This is a genomic window from Thiomonas sp. TH-17 (assembly GCF_057473305.1).
Genome location: NZ_JBYCKI010000025.1, coordinates 1 through 3,761 on the forward strand (window position 1 = coordinate 1; position 3,761 = coordinate 3,761).

Sequence of the window (3,761 nt, forward strand, 5' to 3'; positions counted from 1 at the left end):
CGGATACCTCCGGCGCGATTCGCCGAGCAGCATCGCCAGCGCGCTGGCGATGCTGCTCACCCCGCAACCCCCAACGAGGTGAATTAACCTTGCAACCTGGACTCCTGACTTAACGTTGGTACGGCGCAAGGGGGCAGGTCAGTGCTCGCGTACCTGGCGCACATCCTCAGCCTGCAGCACGATGCGTCGGCTGGCCTGCGTTTGGCCGGTGGTGATCGCTTTGGCCTCGTTGAGGCTTTGCACCAGATCGTCGAATAGGGTCTTGTCCATGATCAGATCTCCTCGATGAGTCGGCGCAGGATGGCCAACTCGGCATCGCTCAGGGTGTCTTGCCTGGATTTCGGATAGGCCACGAGCATCAACACCTGATGCGCATCGCGCCGCCCCCGACTATCAAATCGCCTCGCTCTGGGTTCTCCAGAATCAGATTCTGCAAGCCACGATAGGCATCATCCGGGAGCAGCGCGGTGATCTGCCGCGGGTGAAGGTTGGTGTTTCAATGAACTCCATTGTTTAATGATACGCCATTGGCGTACTGTGGGCGCGTGACAAGCCTTCTTATGCCGCAGAAATAGCGTTGACAGGTCGGAATAGACTCACGTGGCAGCCGCCATCCACCGCCCCGCCTGCTGCCGCACGACTTCGGGCAGGTGATGCTCGCGCGAAAACACAGCGTATCCACTCGGCATCGTTGCCGCGGGCGCTGACGCGGCGTGTTGCGCCCCCGCGAATATAGAAACATGACTACAATCTGTCTTTCGGAGGTGCCGTCATGACTATTACCACTTTATCCAGCCGCGAGTTCAACCAAGGGGCGAGCGAGGCAAAGCGGGCTGCAAACAACGGGCCGGTGTTCATCACAGATCGAGGCCGACCGGCCCATGTTTTGATGAGCTTTCAGGAGTATCAACGGCTCACAAAGCAGCGGCGCAATATTGCCGATGCGCTGGCAATGCCTGCTGTTGCCGACATCGAGTTTGAGCCGCCTCGTGTTTCCATCAAACCCCGGCCCGCCGATTTGTCATGATGTTTGTTCTCGATACCAATGTGGTGTCCGAACTGCGCAAGGTGCGGTCTGGCAAGGCTGATGCGAACGTGAGCGCATGGACGCAAAGCGTGGATGCGGCCGACCTTTTTGTGTCCGCCATCACCATCATGGAGCTGGAGCTTGGCGTTCTGTCGATTGAGCGTAAGGATGTGACCCAGGGGGCCATGCTGCGCTCATGGCTTGAGCAGCAGGTATTGCCCGAGTTCGCCGGGCGAACCCTGCCTGCCGATACTGCCGTGGCACAACGTTGCGCCCGGCCGCATGTGCCCGACAGGCGCGGCGGGCGCGATGCTCTGATCGCGGCAACCGCTCTGGTGCATGGCATGACGGTGGTCACTCGCAATGTCGCGGATTTCAAGTTCTCGGGTGTGCCCCTCGTCAATCCGTGGGACTTCTCGCCGTGACGGCCTCGCAAGAGGACGACACCGTCATTCCATCCACCGCCCCGCCTGCTGCCGCACCACCTCGGGCAGGTGATGCTCGCGCGAAAACACATCGCGTATCCACTCGGCATCGTTGCCGCGCGCGCTGACGTCGGCCAGTAACTCGCGCAGGGCCGCGTCGGATTTGCAGTCGGTGGCGTGGCCTTCCAGCTTGACGAGGGTGCGGATGAGGTCTTCGCGCAGGGTGCGGTGTTCGCGGGTGGCGGGGTCGACGAAGGTGCCGTCGAAGCCGAAGCGGCAGGCCTGAAAGCGGTTGAAGGTGTAGACGAGGTAGTCGTCTTCCTGCGGCTGGAAGGGCCGCTCGCGCTGAATGTAGGCGCCCAGGGTCTGGATGTAGGCGGCGATGCGCGCGGCCTTGGTGATGGTGAGCGGGGTGTCCATCACGCGCACTTCAATGGTGCCGTATTCGGGCTTGGGGCGGATGTCCCAATAGAAGTCTTTCATGCTCTTGACCACGCCGGTGGCGGTCATTTTGTCGAAGTAGCGCTCGAAGTCTTCCCAGGTCAGGGCGAAGGGCGCCCGGCCCGAGAGCGGGAAGGCGAACACCGAGTTCAGCCGCGCGGAGTGAAAGCCGGTGTCTTCGCCCTGCACATAGGGCGACGAGGCCGAAAGGGCGATGAAGTGCGGAATGAAGCGTGAGATGCAGTGCAGGGTGTAGAGCGCGGTGTCGGCGTCGGGGCAGCCCAGGTGCACATGCTGGCCGAACACGGTGAACTGCTTGCTCAGGTAGCCGTACAGCTCGGAGAGTTGGAGAAAGCGCGGTTTGTCGAAGATGCGCTGCTGCGCCCAGTGCTGGAAGGGGTGGGTGCCGCCGCCGGCCAGGCCCACGTCGAGCTTGTTGGCGGCGTCCACCAGCGCGCCTTGTATCTCGGTGAGCTGGGCCAGGGCGTCGTCATAGCCGGTGCAGATGCCGGTGGCGAGCTCAATCATGCTCTCGGTCATTTCCGGCGTGACCACGCCGGGCAGCTTGTGGCCTTGCAGCAAGCGCAGCAGGTCGGGCGCGCAGGGCATGAGGTCGTAGTTGTGCCGGTTGACGATCTGCAGCTCCAGCTCCACGCCGATGCTCAAAGCGTCCGATTTGGTGAAGGGGCCCAGACTCATGCGCTGCCTCCCGTGATGCGGCTGACCGGGCCTGGAGCGATGTCGCCGCTATAGCCCAGCGCCCATCGGGTGAGCAGCGGGGCGAGCAGTTCGAGCAGGGCGATGGCGCTGAACGCGACGGCCAGCATGGGGTGCAGCGCCGCCCCGGCCGAACTGCCGAGAAAACTCAACGCAAGCACGAAGCTCACGCCCGAGGCCGGGTTGAGCGACAGGCCCAGCGCGACCGACTGCCGCCAGCTCGCGCCGCTGACGCGGCCAAACGCCATCGCCCCGGCCAGCTTGGCCGCCAGCCGCACCACGATGACCAGTGCCGCCGCCAGCCCGCCCGCCAGCAGAATGCGGGCGTTGAGGCTCAGACCCAGAATGAGGAAGAGCAGCACCATGAGCACGCCGCCCGCGGTGCCGAAGTGGCGCGGCCACAGCCGCGGCCGCGGGCTGCGCCAGCGCAGCAGCGCGCCGGCCAGCAGCGGTGTGAGCAGGGCCGACCAGTTGAGCATGCGGGTGAGCGAAAGGGTGAGCACGATGAGGCCGACGAGCATCAGCGCGCCGCCCTCGTCGCGGAAGTCGAAATGCCGCTCCACCCAGTTCACCGCCCAGGCCAGCAGCGCCGCCGCCAGCACCGAGCCGCCGAGCAGGTACAGCAGATGCAGCGCCGAGGCGGCCGCGCCCTGCGGGCCGTCGGCGTCCATCATGCCCAGCAGCAGGCTGCAGACCAGCAGCGCGTAAAACGTGTTGAGGGCCGAGAGCAGCAGCAGGCGCTCGGTCACCTGCCCGTTGGTGCGAAACTCGCTGCTGATGCGCAGCACTACGGCGGGCGAGGTGGCCATGAGCAGCCCAGCCACGATGGCCGACTGCAGCGCGGTGAAGCCCAGAAACACCAGGGTGATCCACACCGCGCCAAAGCCCAACGCCGATTCGAGCAGGCTCATGCCCAGCAGGGCGGGGTTGGCACGCAGCCAGCGCAGATTCACCCGGTGGCCAATCTCGAACAGCAGCACGGCCAGGGCCGTATCGACAATGGCGCGGGCGCTGTTCTGCAGCTCATACACATTGAGCCCGGCGCCGCCTGCGGCCAGAATCATGCCCGCCGCCGCATAGCCCACCAGCCTCGGCCACTTGAGAAAGCGAAACACCGATTCCCCCGTGAGCGTGGCCAGCACCAGCGCGGC

General features: G+C 64.7%; 5 protein-coding genes. 2 read left to right on the forward strand and 3 right to left on the reverse strand.

Annotation, left to right across the window (positions count from 1 at the left end):
* Window positions 1-138 precede the first annotated feature (138 nt).
* On the reverse strand, window positions 139-270 hold the full coding sequence (locus AC2VLV_RS01765) for a hypothetical protein (protein ID WP_486988368.1): 132 nt from the start codon (window positions 268-270) through the stop codon (window positions 139-141).
* Window positions 271-772: 502 nt separating this feature from the next.
* On the opposite strand from AC2VLV_RS01765, the gene AC2VLV_RS01770 reads away from it, so the two are divergent.
* Window positions 773-1,027 carry a type II toxin-antitoxin system Phd/YefM family antitoxin gene (locus AC2VLV_RS01770; protein ID WP_486988369.1) on the forward strand — a complete coding sequence of 85 codons (255 nt, stop codon included), beginning with the start codon at window positions 773-775 and terminating at the stop codon, window positions 1,025-1,027.
* Entirely contained in the window at window positions 1,024-1,452 is a 429-nt protein-coding gene (locus AC2VLV_RS01775; protein WP_486988370.1) for a PIN domain-containing protein, read from the forward strand. The genes AC2VLV_RS01770 and AC2VLV_RS01775 overlap by 4 nt, the downstream gene beginning before the upstream one ends.
* Window positions 1,453-1,476: 24 nt before the next feature.
* Here AC2VLV_RS01775 and AC2VLV_RS01780 read toward each other — a convergent pair whose 3' ends face one another.
* The gene (locus AC2VLV_RS01780; protein ID WP_486988371.1) at window positions 1,477-2,592 is read right to left on the reverse strand and encodes a YbdK family carboxylate-amine ligase; all 1,116 of its coding nucleotides are present in this window, start codon (window positions 2,590-2,592) and stop codon (window positions 1,477-1,479) included.
* Window positions 2,589-3,761, reverse strand: a 1,173-nt coding sequence (locus AC2VLV_RS01785; RefSeq protein ID WP_486988372.1) for a cation:proton antiporter, incomplete at its 5' end; no start/stop codon positions are given. The genes AC2VLV_RS01785 and AC2VLV_RS01780, both read right to left, overlap by 4 nt.

Excerpts from the sequence above, each read along its gene's own strand:
- AC2VLV_RS01770 (WP_486988369.1), top strand. The coding sequence starts at position 773 with ATGACTATTACCACTTTATCCAGCCGCGAGTTCAACCAAGGGGCGAGC.
- AC2VLV_RS01765 (WP_486988368.1), bottom strand. The coding sequence starts at position 270 with ATGGACAAGACCCTATTCGACGATCTGGTGCAAAGCCTCAACGAGGCC.
- AC2VLV_RS01780 (WP_486988371.1), bottom strand. The coding sequence starts at position 2,592 with ATGAGTCTGGGCCCCTTCACCAAATCGGACGCTTTGAGCATCGGCGTG.
- AC2VLV_RS01775 (WP_486988370.1), top strand. The coding sequence starts at position 1,024 with ATGATGTTTGTTCTCGATACCAATGTGGTGTCCGAACTGCGCAAGGTG.